At 37.9% G+C, this 19267-nt stretch carries 21 protein-coding genes; 4 read left to right on the top strand and 17 right to left on the bottom strand.

Annotation, left to right across the window (positions count from 1 at the left end):
- Positions 1-111: 111 nt before the first annotated feature.
- From SAY88_RS19820 to SAY88_RS19860, 9 genes are all read right to left on the bottom strand, one after another.
- Complete coding sequence (locus SAY88_RS19820; RefSeq protein WP_332633882.1) at positions 112-1413, bottom strand: pyrimidine-nucleoside phosphorylase; 1302 nt, start codon at positions 1411-1413, stop codon at positions 112-114.
- Between the two features lie 111 nt (positions 1414-1524).
- A complete protein-coding gene (locus SAY88_RS19825) occupies positions 1525-2334 on the bottom strand; it encodes a purine-nucleoside phosphorylase (RefSeq protein ID WP_332633883.1) in 810 nt (269 codons plus the stop codon).
- 16 nt (positions 2335-2350) lie between these two features.
- Complete coding sequence (deoB, locus tag SAY88_RS19830; protein ID WP_332633884.1) at positions 2351-3532, bottom strand: phosphopentomutase; 1182 nt, start codon at positions 3530-3532, stop codon at positions 2351-2353.
- A gap of 99 nt (positions 3533-3631) precedes the next feature.
- On the bottom strand, positions 3632-4522 hold the full coding sequence (gene xerD / locus SAY88_RS19835; protein ID WP_332633885.1) for a site-specific tyrosine recombinase XerD: 891 nt from the start codon (positions 4520-4522) through the stop codon (positions 3632-3634).
- A gap of 29 nt (positions 4523-4551) precedes the next feature.
- Positions 4552-4785, bottom strand: coding sequence for a YqzK family protein (locus SAY88_RS19840; RefSeq protein ID WP_332633886.1), 234 nt, complete (start codon positions 4783-4785; stop codon positions 4552-4554).
- A 178-nt stretch (positions 4786-4963) separates the two neighbouring features.
- Positions 4964-5422: a ferric iron uptake transcriptional regulator gene (fur, locus tag SAY88_RS19845; protein ID WP_332633887.1), complete on the bottom strand. Its 459-nt coding sequence runs from the start codon at positions 5420-5422 to the stop codon at positions 4964-4966.
- Positions 5423-5538: 116 nt separating this feature from the next.
- Positions 5539-6177 (bottom strand): stage II sporulation protein M, encoded by a 639-nt coding sequence (spoIIM, locus tag SAY88_RS19850; RefSeq protein ID WP_332633922.1) that lies wholly within the window; start codon positions 6175-6177, stop codon positions 5539-5541.
- 153 nt (positions 6178-6330) lie between these two features.
- On the bottom strand, positions 6331-7503 hold the full coding sequence (locus SAY88_RS19855; RefSeq protein ID WP_332633888.1) for an endonuclease Q family protein: 1173 nt from the start codon (positions 7501-7503) through the stop codon (positions 6331-6333).
- Entirely contained in the window at positions 7500-8045 is a 546-nt protein-coding gene (locus SAY88_RS19860) for an NUDIX hydrolase (RefSeq protein WP_332633889.1), read from the bottom strand. The genes SAY88_RS19855 and SAY88_RS19860 overlap by 4 nt, the downstream gene beginning before the upstream one ends.
- Positions 8046-8144: 99 nt before the next feature.
- On the opposite strand from SAY88_RS19860, the gene mciZ reads away from it, so the two are divergent.
- Positions 8145-8354, top strand: coding sequence for a Z-ring formation inhibitor MciZ (mciZ, locus tag SAY88_RS19865; RefSeq protein WP_332633890.1), 210 nt, complete (start codon positions 8145-8147; stop codon positions 8352-8354).
- On the opposite strand, the gene SAY88_RS19870 is transcribed toward mciZ, so the two are convergent.
- Together SAY88_RS19870 and SAY88_RS19875 are read right to left on the bottom strand one after the other, a co-directional pair.
- Positions 8264-9343 (bottom strand): DUF3866 family protein, encoded by a 1080-nt coding sequence (locus SAY88_RS19870; protein ID WP_332633891.1) that lies wholly within the window; start codon positions 9341-9343, stop codon positions 8264-8266. The genes mciZ and SAY88_RS19870 overlap by 91 nt on opposite strands.
- A gap of 99 nt (positions 9344-9442) precedes the next feature.
- The gene (locus SAY88_RS19875; protein ID WP_332633892.1) at positions 9443-9958 is read right to left on the bottom strand and encodes a TlpA disulfide reductase family protein; all 516 of its coding nucleotides are present in this window, start codon (positions 9956-9958) and stop codon (positions 9443-9445) included.
- A gap of 186 nt (positions 9959-10144) precedes the next feature.
- Between SAY88_RS19875 and uppP the strand changes: the two genes are divergently transcribed.
- Positions 10145-10978 (top strand): undecaprenyl-diphosphatase UppP, encoded by an 834-nt coding sequence (gene uppP / locus SAY88_RS19880; protein WP_332633893.1) that lies wholly within the window; start codon positions 10145-10147, stop codon positions 10976-10978.
- An 89-nt stretch (positions 10979-11067) separates the two neighbouring features.
- Here the strand turns inward: uppP and SAY88_RS19885 are convergent, their stop codons facing one another.
- From SAY88_RS19885 to SAY88_RS19900, 4 genes are all read right to left on the bottom strand, one after another.
- Complete coding sequence (locus tag SAY88_RS19885; protein ID WP_332633894.1) at positions 11068-12003, bottom strand: AEC family transporter; 936 nt, start codon at positions 12001-12003, stop codon at positions 11068-11070.
- Positions 12004-12192: 189 nt separating this feature from the next.
- On the bottom strand, positions 12193-12831 hold the full coding sequence (locus tag SAY88_RS19890; protein WP_332633895.1) for an SDR family oxidoreductase: 639 nt from the start codon (positions 12829-12831) through the stop codon (positions 12193-12195).
- 67 nt (positions 12832-12898) lie between these two features.
- Positions 12899-13858, bottom strand: coding sequence for a CobW family GTP-binding protein (locus SAY88_RS19895; protein ID WP_332633896.1), 960 nt, complete (start codon positions 13856-13858; stop codon positions 12899-12901).
- Between the two features lie 285 nt (positions 13859-14143).
- Positions 14144-14707, bottom strand: coding sequence for a DUF2179 domain-containing protein (locus SAY88_RS19900; protein ID WP_332633897.1), 564 nt, complete (start codon positions 14705-14707; stop codon positions 14144-14146).
- A 202-nt stretch (positions 14708-14909) separates the two neighbouring features.
- Here SAY88_RS19900 and SAY88_RS19905 point away from each other — a divergent pair, with 202 nt between their 5' ends.
- Both SAY88_RS19905 and SAY88_RS19910 read left to right on the top strand, forming a co-directional pair.
- Positions 14910-15950 carry a permease gene (locus SAY88_RS19905; protein ID WP_332633898.1) on the top strand — a complete coding sequence of 347 codons (1041 nt, stop codon included), beginning with the start codon at positions 14910-14912 and terminating at the stop codon, positions 15948-15950.
- Between the two features lie 15 nt (positions 15951-15965).
- Positions 15966-16925: a TIGR03943 family putative permease subunit gene (locus tag SAY88_RS19910; RefSeq protein ID WP_332633899.1), complete on the top strand. Its 960-nt coding sequence runs from the start codon at positions 15966-15968 to the stop codon at positions 16923-16925.
- Between the two features lie 75 nt (positions 16926-17000).
- Here SAY88_RS19910 and SAY88_RS19915 read toward each other — a convergent pair whose 3' ends face one another.
- Positions 17001-18617 (bottom strand): carbon starvation CstA family protein, encoded by a 1617-nt coding sequence (locus SAY88_RS19915; protein WP_332633900.1) that lies wholly within the window; start codon positions 18615-18617, stop codon positions 17001-17003.
- On the bottom strand, positions 18614-19144 hold the full coding sequence (locus SAY88_RS19920; RefSeq protein ID WP_332633901.1) for a DUF8052 family protein: 531 nt from the start codon (positions 19142-19144) through the stop codon (positions 18614-18616). Before SAY88_RS19920 ends, SAY88_RS19915 begins: the two co-directional genes overlap by 4 nt.
- Positions 19145-19267 lie beyond the last annotated feature (123 nt).

Raw genomic sequence — 19267 nt, forward strand, 5'->3', positions numbered from 1 at the left:
TAGTGGTTAGTTGATGTGTACCTCCACAGTGGACTTTCACCACCTAGATAGTCGCCATGCCTGGCGCACACAAAAAAGCAGACCCCATAGAGCCTGCTCTTCTAAAATTCATCAATGAATCTCATCATAGATAAGCGTTGGTTTAGCGACCGGTCCGTCCGTAAAAGAATACGCAGCATGCACCATTTCCATGACATTCCTTACATTCTCTTGATTCGCATGTAACGTCGCGATTGCTTCCCCTGCTCGAACAATATCACCGATTTTTTTATGTAAAACAATACCTACCGCTAAATCAATTTCTGAATCTTTCGTTGCCCGACCTGCTCCGAGTAACATCGCAGCAGTACCGATTTTATCTGCTACAATGGCTGAAACAGTTCCAGCTTGTTTTGCTAGCACTTCTACTTTGTAGCTAGCTTCGGGAAGGGTCTCAGGATGATCTACTACAGAAGGCGCTCCATTTTGTGCTTCGATAAACACTTTTAATGCTTCAAGTGCCGTTCCATCTGCAATAGCATTCTCAAGTTGTTGACGTGCTTCTTTAATAGACGCTGCTTTTTTTGCTAGAAAAACCATTTGGCTTCCAAGCGTTAAACATAACTCGCGTAAATCATCTGGTCCACCACCACGAAGCATCTCAATGGCTTCTTTTACTTCTAGTGCATTTCCAATCGTATACCCAAGAGGCTGATTCATATCAGAGATAATCGCCATCGTTTCACGACCAAGGCTATTTCCAATTTCGACCATTGCCTGTGCTAGTTGTTTTGATTGATCCAATTGTTTCATAAATGCGCCGGAACCTGTTTTCACATCAAGTACAATTGCATCAGCTCCTGAAGCAATTTTTTTACTCATAATCGAACTAGCTATAAGAGGGATCGAGTTGACCGTTGCTGTTACATCCCTTAGAGAATATAACTTTTTATCCGCTGGTGTTAAATTACCTGTTTGGCCGACAACAGAGAGCTTATTTTTATTAACTAATTCAGTGAATTGTTGAGTTGTTATCTCGACACTAAATCCTGGAATGGCTTCAAGCTTATCAATTGTCCCACCAGTATGCCCTAAGCCACGCCCCGACATTTTAGCGACAGGAACACCAACAGCCGCAACAAGTGGGGCCAAAGCGATTGTCGTTTTATCGCCCACTCCCCCAGTGGAATGCTTATCTACTTTCACCCCTTCTATAGCAGATAAGTCAATTTGATCACCAGACTGCACCATCGCCATGGTTAATTCCGCCCGTTCGTTTGTTGTCATGTCTTGAAAGAAGATTGCCATTGCAAGAGCAGACATTTGATAGTCTGGAATCTCCCCCTTTGTGTAGCCTTCAATAGCAAAGTAAATCTCCTCTTTCGTTAATTCATGACCGTCTCGTTTCTTCTCAATAAGGTCTACCATTCGCATCTGTGTCACATCCTTTTTTCTTCTACTAAAAAAAGTTACAGTTTGACCGATGATACGATTACTTACTCAAACCGCCTCTGTTTTTCCATTACTATTTCTCTATTCCTGCTCTTACATTTCTTTCACGATGGATTTTACTAACGCTAAGAAGTCTGATTTTACTTTTTCTGTCGTTTCAATAACTTCATCGTGTGTAAGAGGCTGAGGTAATATTCCTGCTGCCATATTGGAAATACATGAGATACCAAGTACCTCAAGTCCTGCATGGCGGGCAACTATCACTTCAGGAACCGTTGACATCCCAACAGCGTCAGCACCTAACGTACGAAGCATACGAATTTCAGCTGGTGTTTCATAAGAAGGCCCCGTATTTCCTACATACACGCCTTCCTGTACGTTAATCGTAAGTTTTTCTGCTTGATCTCGAGCAAGCTCTCGAAGACGTTCTGAATAGGCACTAGACATATCCGGAAAACGCACTCCAAAGGCTTCATCATTTGGGCCAATTAATGGATTTTGTCCCATGTTGTTAATTTGATCTTTAATGATCATTAAGTTACCTGGCTCATATGATTCATTCACACCACCTGCTGCATTCGTTACAATAATTTGTTCGACACCTAGTGCTTTCATAACACGAACTGGAAAAGTAACAACGCTCATGCTATACCCTTCATAAAAGTGAAAACGTCCTTGCATCGCTACTACTTGCTTTCCCTCTAGCATTCCAAATACAAGTTGACCTGCATGGCCAGCTACCGTTGAAACTGGGAAATTGGGAATTTCACTATATGGCACTTTTACTGGATTTTGAATTTCATCTGCTAATACACCTAATCCCGAACCTAAAATTAAACCAATAGATGGTGTTTCGATCATTTTCCCTCGTAAATATGAAGCGGTTTCTGTAATTGTAGTCACTATTTTTCCTCCTTAATTAAAGTTCGTGTAAAAAGCTTACCCCATGTTTTGGAAGCGGAACACCGAAGTTATCAGCAATGGTTGCCCCAACATCAGCAAATGTTGTACGCACCCCAAGGTCTTTCGCACTTGTTTGCTTCTTGTTGTAAACAATTAATGGTACAAACTCCCTCGTATGATCTGTCCCATGATGTGTCGGATCGTTGCCATGGTCAGCAGTAATGATTAGTAAATCATTCTCTTTAAGCTCTTCCATTACCTGCTTAAGTTGGCGATCAAATTGCTCTAATGCTTTTCCATAACCAATAGGATCACGGCGATGTCCATATACCGCATCAAAATCTACTAAATTTATAAAGCATAACCCAGTAAAAGGCTTGCGAATTGTCTCAAGTAATTTCTCCATGCCATCATCATTAGATACCGTTCGAACAGCTTTTGTTACACCTTCTCCATCATAAATGTCAGAGATTTTCCCAAGTGCAATGGAATCAATCCCGTTATCTGCAAGCTCATTCATAACAGTACGGTCAAAAGGCTTTAACGCATAATCATGACGATTAGATGTTCGTTTCCACTCGCCGGCTTTCCCTACAAAAGGTCTTGCAATTACACGACCAATCATATATTTCGGATCGAGAGTAACCTTACGTGCTTTTTCGCAAATGTCATATAACTCCTCAATCGGAACGACATCCTCGTGAGCCGCTATTTGCAAAACAGAATCCGCTGAGGTATAGACGATTAAATTTCCTGTTTTCACATGCTCGTCTCCAAGTTCTTCTAAAATTTCTGTACCTGAAGCCACTTTATTCCCAATCATCTTTCTACCCCATTGACGCTCCAATTCCTCAACTAGTTCTTTAGGGAATCCATCTGGAAAAACACGAAAAGGCTCTTTAATATGTAAGCCCATTAGTTCCCAATGTCCCGTCATCGTATCTTTCCCGCTTGATGCCTCCTGCATAATCCCATAGTGCCCTAGTGGACTGTCTACTTTTTCAATCCCTTTTATTTCTCGAATATGACTTAGACCGAGTGCCGCCATATTTGGCATCGTTAATCCATCCATCACTTCAGCAATAGACCTAAGTGTATGAGAGCCTACATCACCAAATTCGGCTGCATCTGGAGCTTCACCAATTCCAACGGAGTCCATTACAATTAAAAATACTCGATCATAACGATAATTACTCACTGCTAAATTCCTCCTTTTATTACATACTATGCCCGATTTTTGAGTCAACTTGAACAAAGTTCAGTTGTCAGAAGTCTGACCTCACACAGCATAAAAATTCTATGCTCGTGGATGATACTGAGCATAGACGTCTTTCATTTTTGCTTTCGTTACCTGTGTATACATTTGCGTCGTCGCAATGTCTACATGTCCTAGCATCTCTTGAACCGCTCTAAGATCTGCACCATTTGCGACTAAGTGGCTTGCAAATGAATGTCTCAATGTATGCGGGGTTAAAGGTTTCTCGATAGAAGCAATGGCAGCAAGCTGCTTTAAAATTTTCCAAAAACCCTGTCTAGATAGCGGGCTTCCTAAATGATTAACAAATAATACGTCATGTTGTTTGTTTTTCATAAGGTTTCGTCGACTACTTTCAAGGTACTTTTGTAAAGCTTTCGTCGCTTGCCCTCCTAGTGGAATAATTCGCTCCTTTTCTGCCTTGCCAATACATCTAACAAACCCCATCGTTAGATTCGTATTCGTAACCGTTACATTCATTAACTCTGACACACGCATCCCCGTAGCATATAATGTTTCCAACATCGCTCGATTTCTAATTGAGAACACATCATTTCCAGAGGGAGCATTAAGTAGGGCTTCGACTTCTTGCAAAGATAAAATTTGCGGCAATCGTTTCGTACGTTTTGGAATATCCAGATGAACAGAAGGATCCGAACTCGCTAAGTTTTCTCGAAGCAAAAATTGATGAAACGCCCTTATTGATGCAATGGTTCTAGCAATCGTTGTATCGGCACGTCCTTGCTCTTTCAAAAAATGCAAATATTCAACAATCGTCGGTTGATCAATATCATGAACACTTTTCTTCTTTGCGGCACTTTTTACATATAGCTCGTACTGTTTCAAATCACGTTCATACGATTGAACCGTATTTTTTGCAAGTCTGCGTTCCAATTGTATGTAATGAAGAAACTCGTTTCTTTCTTGTTCCATCTCTATCACCTTAGTTATGAGTCATCCGCTTACTCACCTTCTCGATAGAACAGCATAAGTCGTTCAATCCACGAAACAGGATCCCCTCCATCTTGTTCCATCTGGAAAACCTTAACAGCTTTCCCTTGAGGCTCATCATAGCGATGATAACTCTCATATTCTTGACTCACCCATAGAATACCATAATAAAAGAGAAGTGTGCATCCCATAAATAAGAGAAACACTTTTATTGTTTGTATAACTAAACGAAACCAAGATTTCATGGGACATACCTCCGCTTATGACTTCTTGTACGATTCCCCTTTTTACAAGCTATGCCAAAAACCATATGGAATATACCTATTAATCCATACGCATTACAATAAAATTAAGTTTACCTTCTATATTAAACACAGACAAAAGCACCCACTAGACTCAACATCCAGCGGGCGCTTTTTACTGTTAGTTCTCTTCTATTTTTTCTTTATCATGGCAACGATGACAAATTCCATGAAACGTTAGACGATGATCTTTTATTTTAAAATTCCAATCACGTTCAACAACCTCTTCGACATCACCTAATAAATCTTCTTGTATCTCATCAACAGCTCCACATTCAATACAAACAAGATGGTGGTGAAAATGAGCTGCACCTTCTTGCCGTAAATCAAAACGAGATACACCATCTCCAAAATTTATTTTATCGACTATTTTTAATTCAGCCAGTAACTCCAACGTTCGGTATACTGTAGCTAGTCCGATCTCTGGTGATTTTTCTTTTACGAGGAGGTAAACGTCCTCTGCACTTAAATGATCCTCTTCATGTTCAAGAAGAACGCGAACCGTTGCTTCCCGCTGTGGTGTGAGCTTGTAACTTTGTGAGTGCAGATGCTTTTTAATACGTTCGAGTCTTTTCTCCATTCGTTATGCCTCCCCTCGCGCAGTTTCCCTCCTTTTATTATAATCATTCAAAAAAACAGTGTCAATCGATAATGATTATTATTTATGTAGTTATAATTATTATCAAATAATAATAATTATACCATAGATTCAATTACCCATTTCATTAAAACAGGCGATACGTATGCCTCAAATGCAGAAGCAAATGCGAGTGCAGAACCTACACATAAAATAAGTAGGGAGTATTTAAGAAATTGCGGAAAAATAGGCATATTTGTTCGTTTCATAAATTGTTGGCGAACCATCTTCAAGCAAAATGAAATACTAGCAGTACCTACAATTATGAACGCAGGTACTAAGATGAAATTTTGCGGCATGATCGATACAAACGCTAAAAAGAATCCCGACATCCCCATTTGATTGACTAGAAACCCTACTGTAAAACCAACAACTACTCCTTTTAAGAAAAGCAAAACGAGAATAACTGGCAGGCCAATAATTGACAAACCTAGAATCCACATTAGCCCAAAATATTTTGCATAATGAGCAAAGCTCTGACTAAATAAAGCCGATGACTGCGCTAATTCACCTTGTTGAACATGTCCAAAAAATTGGTTCAAATACGTATATAAATCATGCTTTTGCGTTAAGCTCAAGCTATTAACAACGATTGCTCCAAAAACGATCCCTATTAAAAATAAAACGACTGTAAATACATAGATCGCTCGGTTCTCTTCTAAATGGGTAGCTATCATATCACGTAAACCGTACTTCATCATGCCAAGACCTCCTCTTTTGCTCTTACTTCACTCTATGAGATAAGGGTTGAATCTATGACAATGATGTTTCTATAGTTTTTTTTAACAGCGTGTAGCAACGTTAGAATCAATAGAAAAAATAGAAAGTTTACCTTTTATAAATAAGACTTACTATTTCCTCGTTGCAATCTTCCCATAAACACCTCCACCACCAGCGTTAATAGAAAGTGTCCCCTCTCTGGCACCAATAATCGCTTCTGCAACAGGCTTTGATACAACCTGTAACAAATCTTCTATGGGAACTGAATGGATTATGTTCATATCTGTCCCAAAACGGTCTCTAAGTTTCTTTAATGTTTGTTTTCCTAATTTCGGTATAAATTGTAATGGTACTTGATGGATATACGGTGGACGGTGCGTTTCTTGACCATCAGAGGACCTTAACTCTAGCAATCGCTCAAAAACTCCTTTAACTATTTTTGAGCTTTGACAATTAGAACACCCTTTTCCCTCTATTTGTTTTGAACATTTTGCACAAGTTGTTCGATAATACTTGCCTAGAAGGGGATTTAAACCGAAGTTGCTACTAATTTTTCTACCTTGTTTCTTTTGCAAGGCAAGTCTGAACTCTTGAAACGACGGTTGTTTCATTTTTACCATTTGATACTCTCTTGCAATTTTCTCTAACGAATGGGCATCAGAGTTCGTTAAATATGGGTATGCATGTAATTCTTTGATTTGATCAGCCATATTTGTATCACTACTTAAGCCTAGTTCAATGGCATCAATTAACTTTGGATCAAGCACTTCTGTTAAGCTCGATGTGACTCCTTTTCCGTATAAGCTCTTAAAAGGAGTGAACACATGCGCTGGTATAAACAAACCTCCTAGTTCTCGTACTTTTAATTGAACTACTTTTGCCTTTTCATAAATTCTTTGGGAGCTTAGATTTGGATTGGTCATCCTTTTTGCTAACCACTCGCTAAACTCTTTCATTTTTTCAATTGTAGGCATGTAGGCAAGCACATGAATAGGTCCTTTGCAGTTTTCATCTAGTAACTCTAGTTCCGTTCCTAGCAGCAATGTCACCCCAGGAAACTGAATCCCACCACCTTCTAATGGAAATGCTTCTCCATTTTCTATTTTCTCTTCTAGTTCAAGTATGACTTCCTTTACATGACAATCGATTACCCCGATCAAATCAACCCCTTTTGTTAAAACTGCATATTGAATGATGGAGCTTATAGTCAAAGAAGGAGCAGCAGTTATTTTAACTGCTGCCCCCAAACGGGTTCTGCCAATGTGAATGTGTAAATCAGCTACATACTCTCGTAAATCTATCATGACTTAAAACCTGCTTTCATCCGCATATATAAAATTGCATACGCTGTTTTTGCATCATGAATGGTTTGATCCTTCACCATTTTTTCTGCCTCTTCAAGACTAACTTCTATCAGATCTAAAAACTCATCCTCATCCATATTTACTGTTCCTTTTTCAAGTTCATCTGTAAAATATAGATAGATTAATTCATCAGCAAAACCCGGTGACGTATAAAAAGATAAAAGAAAATCTAGTTTTTTTGTTTTATAGCCTGTTTCCTCTTCCAGTTCTCTCGCAGCTGATTCAAGAGGATTTTCTCCCTTTTCAAGCTTCCCTGCTGGTATTTCTACAATTGTTTTCCCTAGAGCTTTTCGGTACTGTCTTACAAGGACAATGTTCCCTTCTTTTGTCATAGGCACGACTGCTACAGCTCCTGGGTGCTTAACTATTTCACGCGAACTCATTTTTCCATTAGGGAGCTCTACCTCCTTTACTTCTAAATCAATAACTTTCCCTTTAAAGATTTGCTTAGTTGTTACGGTCTTTTCATATAAATGGTTCATTTTCTCCTCCAAAACATGTATTCGTGTAACTTTCAGTTCTTTTTCTTCCAATCCCTTCATAACGTGTACCATAATCTACTTGAAGGGACGAGTCCTATAATGAAAGTGTACGTTCATAAAAAAGGTGTTATTATGGCTGGAAAGGCATGGGAAATTCAAGCAAAGTTAAAACAAATGCAAAAGTCCTTTGATACGTTGGAACAATGGGTTGATGTAATTCATTCTACTGACTGTAGACCCACTCTGAGTGCTTCTGCTACCGCACAGAAAAAAACAGGGTCATCTTCGTATTTACGTCCCATTGTTTGAATTGGTAGCATCGACTTTTTGGCTACCTGTTCAACTACTGTAGAAACACAGTCATCATCAGCAAAGCGAATGTGATGACTTGTTTGAGATTGATAAGACTTCAATTGATCGATAACATTTTGACGTTCATGATTCTGCAAATAAGGAATAGGTAAAATTGCAGGCTTAAACGTAAATTCAAACAATGGTGTTAATGTATGATGGCTGATGCCATTATGACGCTTGCGTTTATCCGCAAATGACATTCTAGGAATCCAAATAGGCTTCCCGTTAAGTGCACTGACTGTATGAGACCAATGTGATTGTGCCATTCCTGTAAAGCCATATCGTGTTCCTGTACCGATGACACCTGGTCCTACAGATATTAAAATAATCTCCGCTTTAAGTACTTGCGTAGCAAATTGCAATGCCGATGCAACAGTAACCGCTTCATACTGAGCACCAAATGCTTGACCGACACTTATAGAATAAAAATGCATTTGCTCTTCAAGCTTCCGCAACTGATCACTCATCGTTAAAGGTAACGAGGCTTGATCATCAAAAATAACACAACATTTGAGTCCAGGGTTAAATTCTTGTAATACATAATAAAATAATGGAACCATACTATGTAATTCAGCAAGCCACACAGGATTCCCGGTAAGAGAAAAGCCTTCCTTAAAATGTTGATGATAATCACTTTCTTGCGCCTCAACAGCTAACACACTGTGCTGAATAGGCGTATAGCGTGCTTTCATAATATGTCCCCTACACTCATTTGATTGCCAATAATCACTATGAATGTGGGACCTTACAATATCCCACCCACCTGTTCCTAACTTTAATTCAGTGGCAGTTGTATTAATGAGAATAAGGTTCCCGATCTCAGCTCGTGGTGTAAATTGCTTATATAATATCGCTTTGTTACTTCCATTATCGGTAACTAACTTTTGAATGGAATGATCTTCAAAACTAATACCAAGAACCTTAGCTTCTATTTCTTTATACATGCACTCACGCCTTACTAGGAGCTTATTAGGTTAAAAATAATAAATAACCTTTCTTATTGTTTCCAAAAAACGGTAAGATATAGACACATTTTGATTAAGCTATAACAAAGGGAGTATTAATGATTCAAGCCCTTCATAGTCGACTTCACCACGAATAACGTGTTCAATCACACCTTCTCTATCTATTATATATGTCATTGGCATTCCGAAGATCTTATAACGATCTGCAACATCACCGTCTACATCAAAGAAAACTGGCAATGTAATGCCGATTTCTTCTATAAAATCGGGAGCATCATGTAAAGTCCGTTCCGTTTTTTGCATATTAACCGTTACGACACTTAACCCTTTATCTTCATAGTCAGCTTGTAAGTCCATTAAATCAGGCATTTCATCTCGACACGGTTCACACCATGATGCCCACATATTTAAAATAATGACATCATCTCGATAGTCCCATAATTCACCTGAATCCTCTGTATACATTGGCAATGAAAAGTTCTCGGCAATCATACCTGGCTCGTTCCCAATTTCCTGACGTTCTTGCAAAAAAATGATTCCAATTATCAGGACAGTTACAACGCCTAGGATAAAAATTGTGGCTCTACGTTTCATTTATTCGTCTCCCCTATAACCATCTTTACTATCTACTTCGTATTATAGGGATTTGTTTCTTAAAAACGCAAGTCAAGCAACTAAAAATAAACGATCAACAATGTAAAATGAATCTTTCCTGAAGATAATAAGTTTGGTAGAATAATAAGTTAGTGGGTCACATATTAGAAAGGACGGATTAAATTCATGTCAATTATTGAAGCTTTAATATTTGGAATTGTTCAAGGAATCACAGAGTTTTTACCAATTTCTAGTACTGCACACATCGTCATTACTCAACTAGTATTAGGGTATCAATTTCCAGGATTTGGATTTGAGATATATCTGCACTTCGCTTCTATCCTTGCCGTTATGATTTATTTTAGAAAAGACATTTTAGTTGTCATTTTTGGATTCATTGGATATCTTGCTAATCGTTCAAAAGACAACCGTACACAATTCTTCTTTGGAATCTACATCATTGTTGCAACACTTATAACAGGAGTACTTGGGCTCCTTCTTGAAGACTTCATTGGAGCTTCTATGAAAACCCCTCCTTTTATTGCTATTGCTTTAGCTGTAACAGGACTATTTCTTATTATCATTGAACGTTTTGTTCAATACGGGGACCGTACAGAGGAACAAATGACATTTAAAGACTCCATTTTTGTTGGACTAGGACAAACGTTAGCCGTATTCCCAGGAATTTCTCGTTCTGGAGCAACACTTGTTACAGCATTATTTGCTGGTCTAAATCGCGATACAGCTGTTCGTTATTCTTTCTTACTTTCCATTCCTGTCATTCTTGGCTCAAGTGTGTTAGCGATTGGAGACTTTGCTGACGGTGCAATGGTTGCAGAAGTTGGAATTCCTGCATTAATTGTTTCCTTTATTGCTACATTTATTTTTTCTTGGCTTGGTATTGTCTGGTTAATTGAATTCTTAAAGAAAAGCAAACTTGTATACTTTGCATTGTACTGTTTCGTCGCAGCAATTTTTGTTTATTTCTTTCTAGACAACAGTATGATTATCGAACTATAAGAAAAGGCCGCGCATGCGGCCTTTTCTTATAGTTCATGCGTTATTGCTTTGTGTATGCTTGAAAAGTCCCCTCAAAAATAATTGCTTTTCTATCTAACAAGCAAAATCAAAGCGTAAAAAAGCGGAATGGTTAGTACACATAGAATAGTTGTCGTTGCCACTGTAAAAGTAGCGAACCCTACATCACCACTATACTTCTTGGCAAACATCGGAACTGTCGGAGCAGTTGGAGTTGCTGTCACTAGTATAGCAACTCCCATCACCGTTGTAGAAACAGGCATCCATAAGAAAGGAATTAAAAAAAGTGGAAGTAACAGTAACTTAGCTCCTGTAGCATACCAAATATATCGATTTTTTATTAATTGTTTAAACTGTTTTCCATCTATACTTGATAGTAAACTCCCAATTAATATCATAGATAAAGGCAATGTCATAGTCCCTATATCTTCAAGCACTCCCCCGAGTATAGGCGGAAGGCGAAAAGGCAGAATCATGACAAGAAATCCGATTGTTGTGGCAATAACACCTGGATTAAGCAAGATCTGCCTCCACGAGACCTTCTGCCCTGCCCTTGCAACGACATACACAACATACGTCCATACATAAAACAAGAAAAAAATCATAAAAAAGGCAGTATACAATACTCCAATTTCTCCAAATAACAAAAAAGCTATCGCATATCCAATAAAGCCTTGGTTACCAAAGATAATCGCAGCCTCATACACTCCCTTTCGATTATCAGGTAGCGTTGCTTTTTTTCTTAGCCAATAACCTGTACCCGTTGTACAAAGTAAGGCAAAAACAGACAGTCCGATCAACCATGAAATATCTAGTACCAACTCCATAGACATTTGAATGTCCATAGAGAAAATAATGAGACAAGGAAGAGTAATATATAGTACGACTTGTGTTAAGACTAAATTCGATTCTTTTGGTAATATGTTCACCTTTCTCATGATAAAGCCTATTAGCCCAATTACTAATAAAACAAACATCTCTTGAGCTAAACCAAAAATTGCATTCATTTCATCCCCCCATCCCCTTTGAATTCTCCATCACTTGTTACAAAGAATGGTTAGATTAAATTATATTACACCTAAAAAAATGTATGAAAAAGGGGTTATCGCAAAGGTATGATTTTGACCTTTTGCAATAACCCCCAAAGCAATGTGCGGAGTCGCTACATCTTATCGGATTTGAGACAAACCTCTTTTTTATAACTTATCTAGTGCTTGCTGTATCGGTGTATCGCCATTTAGAATTTCAAACGTCTTACCATATGATGTTTTTTGGTCTATAACCTCAGCAAGAACGATCGCTACATCTTCTCTTGTTATCGTGTTGTCCCGCACTTGAATTTCTTCTTCTAGTTTGAGAAGCTTTTTCGCAGGCTCATTTGTTAAACTGCCTGGTCGTACAATCGTATAGTCCAAACTTGAACGTTTTAAGTGATCATCAGCTAACTTCTTTGCTACAAGATAATGACGAATTCGTTCACTTTTATCAGGATCAATCGTTCCCATAGAGCTTAACATGACAAAACGTTTCACTCCAAGTCGCTCGGCTGTATCAATGGCTTTCACTGCACCCCAAAGATCGATTAAGATCGTTTTATCTGCCCCTGTATGTCCTCCTGAACCAGCGGCAAAAATTACTGCTTCAATCCCGTTAAATGCGTGATCAAAATTAGCTTCTAAATCGGCGATTATTGTTTCTTTTGCCCCTTTTTCTTTTACAGCTGTTTCTTGCTCTGCATTACGGATCATCGCAACAGGAGTATGCCCAGCCTCATTTAGTTTTGTTAATGTGTGACGCGCTACCTGACCGTTTGCACCAATAACTAATACTCTCACAAAGAACACTCCCCTTTTCCAGTGGCTTAATTGTCGTCTTCAATTTTGAAGCAAAGAATTACTATAATCAACCGATTTGCTTTGCAAATTCTGTTAAAGACCGACGAATCTGTTCTTGATCTAGACTTGTCCCGATTAGAATAATACATGTTTTTTTATTTGACTCAATCGGGTGCACCTCAAGTTGATCCGCAGCATATTGAAATGAGTACAATTGTTGATCACCTTCAAAAGCAATATAACCTTTTGCACGTAAAATTGATTCTTGATCTTTTAACCATTTTTCAAAGCTTCTTTTTTCGATTACTTCGACCCCTTCAAGTTTAATCGCTTGAAATGGATGAGTATGATGATGGTGATGATGATGATGATGACTCGAATGATTATTTACAGGGACGATCTCAGTTAAAAAGCGTTTTTCAAATAAAGCTTTCTCAGACACATCCCCATATTTTGCTTTTACTATTGGAACATCTTTCAGCTTTACTTCTTCTATTTTTGTTATAACTTTTTTTAGTTTTTTCTCATCAATGAGATCTGTTTTGTTTACAACTAGAAGCATACTTGAAGTAATTTGCTGCTTTAGCATCGTTCTAATTTCTTTTGAGCTTTGGAATAAGCTTTGATATTCAAGATAGCGGCTAGCATCTACCATTCCAATGATCGTTTGAATGCTTACTTGATCGATTAATTCTGGATGGGTAAGAGATTCAACAATTTCTGCTGGATTGGCAATTCCAGTTCCTTCTATTAATAAAACATCTATGTCGTGGTTTTGCTTCAAAAATTGAATTAATTCATTCCTCATATCATCTTGAATTGTACAACAAATACAACCATTGAGGAGTTCGATCATAGCTTCATCTTCAAACAGTTCCTTTTCAACATTCTCAGAACCGAGTTCATTCATTATTAATGCAGGTTGCTTTCCTTGGTCCTTTATCAATCTTACCATTTTCTTTAATACTGTTGTTTTCCCACTTCCTAAAAAACCGGTTAATAAATAGACAGGAATTCGGCTCATCATATGTCACTCCTTTATTTAGGCTGTCTTCGCATACTTTGTTGTTTTTATGGGGTACGTATTCTCCACATGTTCGTTCCATTGAGCTCCAGCCACTCGCACCCGCAAGGAGGTGTCGAGTGACTTCCGCTCTTTTTCACTACGAGTAAAAACGTTCCTTCACAGCAACAATCTTTATGAAAATAGTCTTATTTTAAAATATCATACAATTTTCACTCTTACAAATAAGAAGAGTTCTTATTTGTAATCAAAAAACGACTACATGTAATCTGTAGTCGTTCAATCATATTAAAGAGTGGCACTCCCTTTTTGTTTGCTTTTTAAAAATTTCTCTTTTCTCTTTTTCATTGCTTTTGTGATATAGCCACCTTTAAAATTACGAGGTTCATAGGAAACAATAAACGCGCTCGGTTCATAGGAACTTACAATTTGAATAAATTCTTGTTCGCGATCTCTTCTTGCTGTACAATCTAAACGATACCGTTTTGCATCATTCATTCCTTCCACTTCTCCCGTTGACACACTAAACCCTACTTCACGAAGTCGGTCAGTTAAAGGCTCATTTTTATTCATTAAATTCACTTCAATCGATACATACCCTATTGCTAGTTTCTGTTCAATAATTTGACCAATATATAAACCTACACCAAAACCAATAGCATAAGCAGCCATATTTAAATAGTTAGATAAATCACTAAAGACAATGGCAATTGCGCCTACATAAATAACTCCTTCAAGAGTTCCTAAAGCAGATGCTTTTCCTTTCATCCCTTTCACCATCGTGATCGTTCGGAGTGTTAGGACTGGAACATAAATCAACTGTGCAACAAAAATAATTAACGCTTGTAGCATTTATGACACCTACTTTCAATCTAATATAACTATCGTAGTGTAACAGGAAATATCCTTATAAGCTACCTTATTTTTTAAAGGATTTTTTGAAATTCTTACAAAGATTTCATCATTATTACAAAACGATATTTCACACTTCATTCACTCAATCTATGTTAAAATAGCGAAAGAACTTTCATAGAGTACAATAAGGAGAATTTGAATGAATAAATTTAAACAATTTTTTCTCTCTTTTGGAAAAGACTTTTTAGGATTTGTTTTACTTTTGTTATTCTTAATTCTTTTCTTTAATATTGAGTCTTTTAAAGATGAACGTGCTGGTTTTACTGTTCCCGATTCGTGGCTAAATGTAAACACGATTTTCCTTGGAATAGTGATTGAAGCCGTTCCTTTTATTTTGCTAGGTGTGTTTGTCTCAGCACTCATACAAATTTACGTAAAAGAAGACATCATTCATCGTTACTTACCGAAAAATGCTTATGCTGCTCTTTTGCCTGCTGCCGTATTAGGTGCTATTTTTCCAATTTGTGAATGTGCGATTGTCCCAATTGTTCGCCGGCTGATAAAAAAAGGAATGCCATTGCACGTTGGTGTGGTCTTCTTAGTAGCCGCCCCTATCTTAAATCCTGTTGTTGCAGCATCTACCTTCTTCGCCTTTCGAACAGATTTGACCGTTCTATATGCACGGATGGGACTTGCTTTTGTCCTTTCAATTATTATCGGAGGGATATTATACGTTGTCTTTAAAAATCGTGATCAGTTAAAATGGACAAAAGAAGAACTTGTTGGGCGTCAAGTTGTATTAGAAACAGGGGCAACTGCACCAAGAAAAATGAATCGTTTTAAACAAACCCTTTACCATGCTGCGGATGAATTTTTCTTAATGGGTAAATTTCTCATTTTAGGTGCTTTTATTGCAGCACTATTCCAAACATTCCTTGATCGTAGCATTTTACTAGCAATCGGGAGCAATGAGTTTAGTTCGACTGCTGTCATGATGGCTTTTGCATTCCTTTTATCGTTATGTTCTGAAGCTGATGCATTCGTTGCGGCATCATTCGGAAATACATTTACAACAGGCTCGCTTATTGCCTTCTTAGTCTACGGTCCAATGATTGACTTAAAGAATACGATTATGTTATTTGCTTTCTTCAAAGCAAAATTTGTATTGATTTTTATTGGGGTTGTTACAGCTATTGTCTTTATTGCAGTTGTTGCTCTGCAACTACTAGCCATTATTTAAAGGAGGAGGAGTTATATGGAAAAGAAATCAGACTTAGGCTTCCACGCCTATATTCGTGGTATCATCCTGATAGGCTTTGCTTTACTTATGCTCGCCTTTATTATTACAGGCAATATTATCTATTATATTGCCCCTACGATGATGCCATTTATTTATTTTGCAACAGGAGTCTTCTTATTACTAGGTGTCATTCAAATCATTCGAAGTACAAGTAAAGGGCAAGAAGAAGAGGAATTATGCGATTGCGGGACTGATCACAATGTATCAGGTTCAACAGTCACTAAGTTACTTATTTACTCTATATTTGTAGCTCCGATCATTTTCGGCTTTGTTCTACCAGATAAATTACTAGATAGTTCTGTTGCTGCCAATCGTGGTATTCAGTATGGTTCTGGGATTTTGGCTGACCAAGCAGCTTCTGAGCAAAATAAAGTAGAGTCCGTGTCACGAGCAGAAGCATATTTGGATGATCCAGATGCTTATTTTGATAATCTTGAAGCAGGGGTTGAAATTTCGGAAGAAGATCATATTACTCCTGATGAGTATTTTACACAAGAAGGATTTAATCAATATTATGAGGAATTAACTGAAGAAGTTCTCGAGCAAGGCCAAATCGTTGTAACGGAAGAGAATTATTTAGATATGATGACAATGCTCGACCTACAATTAGAGCAATTTATTGGAAAACCGATTGAAATTATCGGCTTTGTTTACCGCGAACCTGAGTTTGAAGATAACCAGCTTGTTGTGGCGCGCTTTGGAATGACATGTTGTGTGGCCGATGCTTCTGTATATGGAACAATGGTTGAAGCAAATGAAGCAAGTCAGTTTGAAAATGACACATGGGTACGTGTAACAGGTATTTTAGACCAAACAAACTACAATGAATTTCGTATTCCTTTAATTCAATTGCGTGAAATTGAAGTCATTGACCAACCTGAAAGTCCATATGTTTTCCCACGATTTAGTTTTTAAATGAAACGAACGGCTGCCAAAATGGCAACCGTTCGTTTTTTCTTGTAGTACAATAATATAGTCACTTTGTTGCATTTACATTTTCACTGTTCGGTCTGATTTATCATCCGACATCGACCTCCAGCCTTCAATTGCAAGAAAGACACATAATATAAATAATACAAAGGCTGAGAAGAACAAGAAATAATTGCTTGCCATAAAATTGTTATACATCAATACGCCAAGAGCTGAAATCGTAACGATAAACATAAAAACCATCGGGATAACAACATAAAACGTTCTGGCACCTGTTTTCTTCAACCACACAACAACAGCTAGCAAGGCAAGAGCACCGAGCATTTGATTCGCGGAACCAAATAATGGCCAAATTTGTTCCCACGTACCAGTTAATGCTAGTGCTGCCGCACCTATTAATCCGGTAGTTGTTGCAACATGGGAGTTTTGGAACATTTTCGGTGCACGTTTTTCAGTGATCTCTTGGACTGCATATCTCATCAAACGAGTTGCAGAATCCAGTGTAGTTAATAAGAAGGCCGAAGCCGTTAAAGCGGCAAAAGTCACGGCAGTTGCTTCTGGAATGCCCCAGAATGACATAAAATAGCCAATTCCAGCTGCAAATGTTCCAATTGGACCACCAAGTGCATCTAATCTTGCAGCAAAATCAGCTTGTGTTAAATACGCTACAGAACCGATCGTAATAATCGCCATAAATGCCTCGAGTAACATCGCGCCATAGGCGATAAACTTCCCATTCTTTTCATTATCTAATTGCTTTGCTGTCGTACCCGATGAAACAAGTGAGTGAAAGCCGGAAATTGCTCCACATGCAATGGTAATAAAAAGAATTGGGAATAAAAAGCCCATTGTTTCATGTCTGAAACCTGTGTAAGCTGGTAGCTGCATCGTCGGTGAAGCAATTAGTATCCCAATTACCGCTCCTATAATTAGCCCATACAACAGAAATGCATTCAAATAGTCTCGCGGTTGAAGCAAAAGCCAAACTGGCAAGACAGACGCAACATATGCATACCCAAGAAGTATTAAAGACCAAGTTGGTGCACTTAAATGTACCGGGAATTGAATACCAACCCAAATGGATATAAGCATTGCAGCAACACCTAATATACTTGCCACAACTAGGTTCATTCGTAATTGGTTGACTAAAAAACCAAATATAATAGCAACGCCTAAAAATAAGATCGATGCTGTAGCGGCTTCAGGAACTGCAACAAATGTATTCGCTACCAAAATCATGAATACACCAACAATTAAAATAAGTGTAGCAATGGAAAAAGATAAGAATAAGATCTGACCTCGGCCACCCATATACTCTTTAATAACGCTTCCAATAGATTGAGCTTTATGACGAATTGATGCTTGTAAAGAGGTGTAATCGTGCACTCCTCCTACAAAAATACTTCCTACTATAATCCAAATAACCGCTGGCAACCAGCCAAATACAACTGCAGCAATCGGCCCCGTAATAGGTCCTCCACCCGCAATTGTAGCAAAGTGATGTCCTAATAAGACCGGTTTTTTAGCCGGGACATATTCAACCCCATCATTGATTTCAACAGCTGGCGTCGTTCTGCTCGGATCCACTTTTAATTCTTTTTCAAGAAACCTTCCATAAATCCGGTAAGCTAATAAAAGGATCACTCCACATATCATCATCAATGTTATAAAGTTCATAATGTAACATCCCCCTTCATTAAAGCTTCTTCAAACGCTTTAACAAACTCTTTTCCCTTTCTATTTACATACACACGTTTATCTTTTAAGCTAACAATCGCAAGATACCGCTCAGCCCAGCCATGCCAACCAAACTTTAAAAATTGGAGCTTTCTCGCCCTTTGTACATAATTCTGCAATTCCTTTTTAACAGATTCATTTGTTACCATCACACCGATAAAGTAAGTTGACATATGCTCTTGTTTTTCAGGGATAAACGACGGGATATGAGAATCCAAAACTTTAGCAAACTGATGGAGTTTTTCCTTTGAGAGGTTGTCTTCTTGCTTTACAAACGCATACTGCTGTGTTTCAACACTCCATACTTTTACTGATTTAGACATTAAATATTTTTCATCGCGTCTCTGAAATTCTGCATAGAAATTCAAAGGTATGTCACCAATAGTCTCATCTCGATATACATTGAACTGAACGGTATATTTATTAGCCATTTGATTAATGAATTTCTCTACTTGTGTTTCAGTCATGTACATCCACCTTGCTTTCCTCATACGTGTTCTAAATATCGATTACTTCATTTATGTTAAAGTAGTTATTATCCTTTCATTCGCACCCCTCCTTAATTAACCATATTCTTTTGTCAAGTATTT

The organism is Halalkalibacter flavus (assembly GCF_036663575.1).
GTDB classification, from domain to species: domain Bacteria; phylum Bacillota; class Bacilli; order Bacillales; family Bacillaceae_D; genus Halalkalibacter; species Halalkalibacter flavus.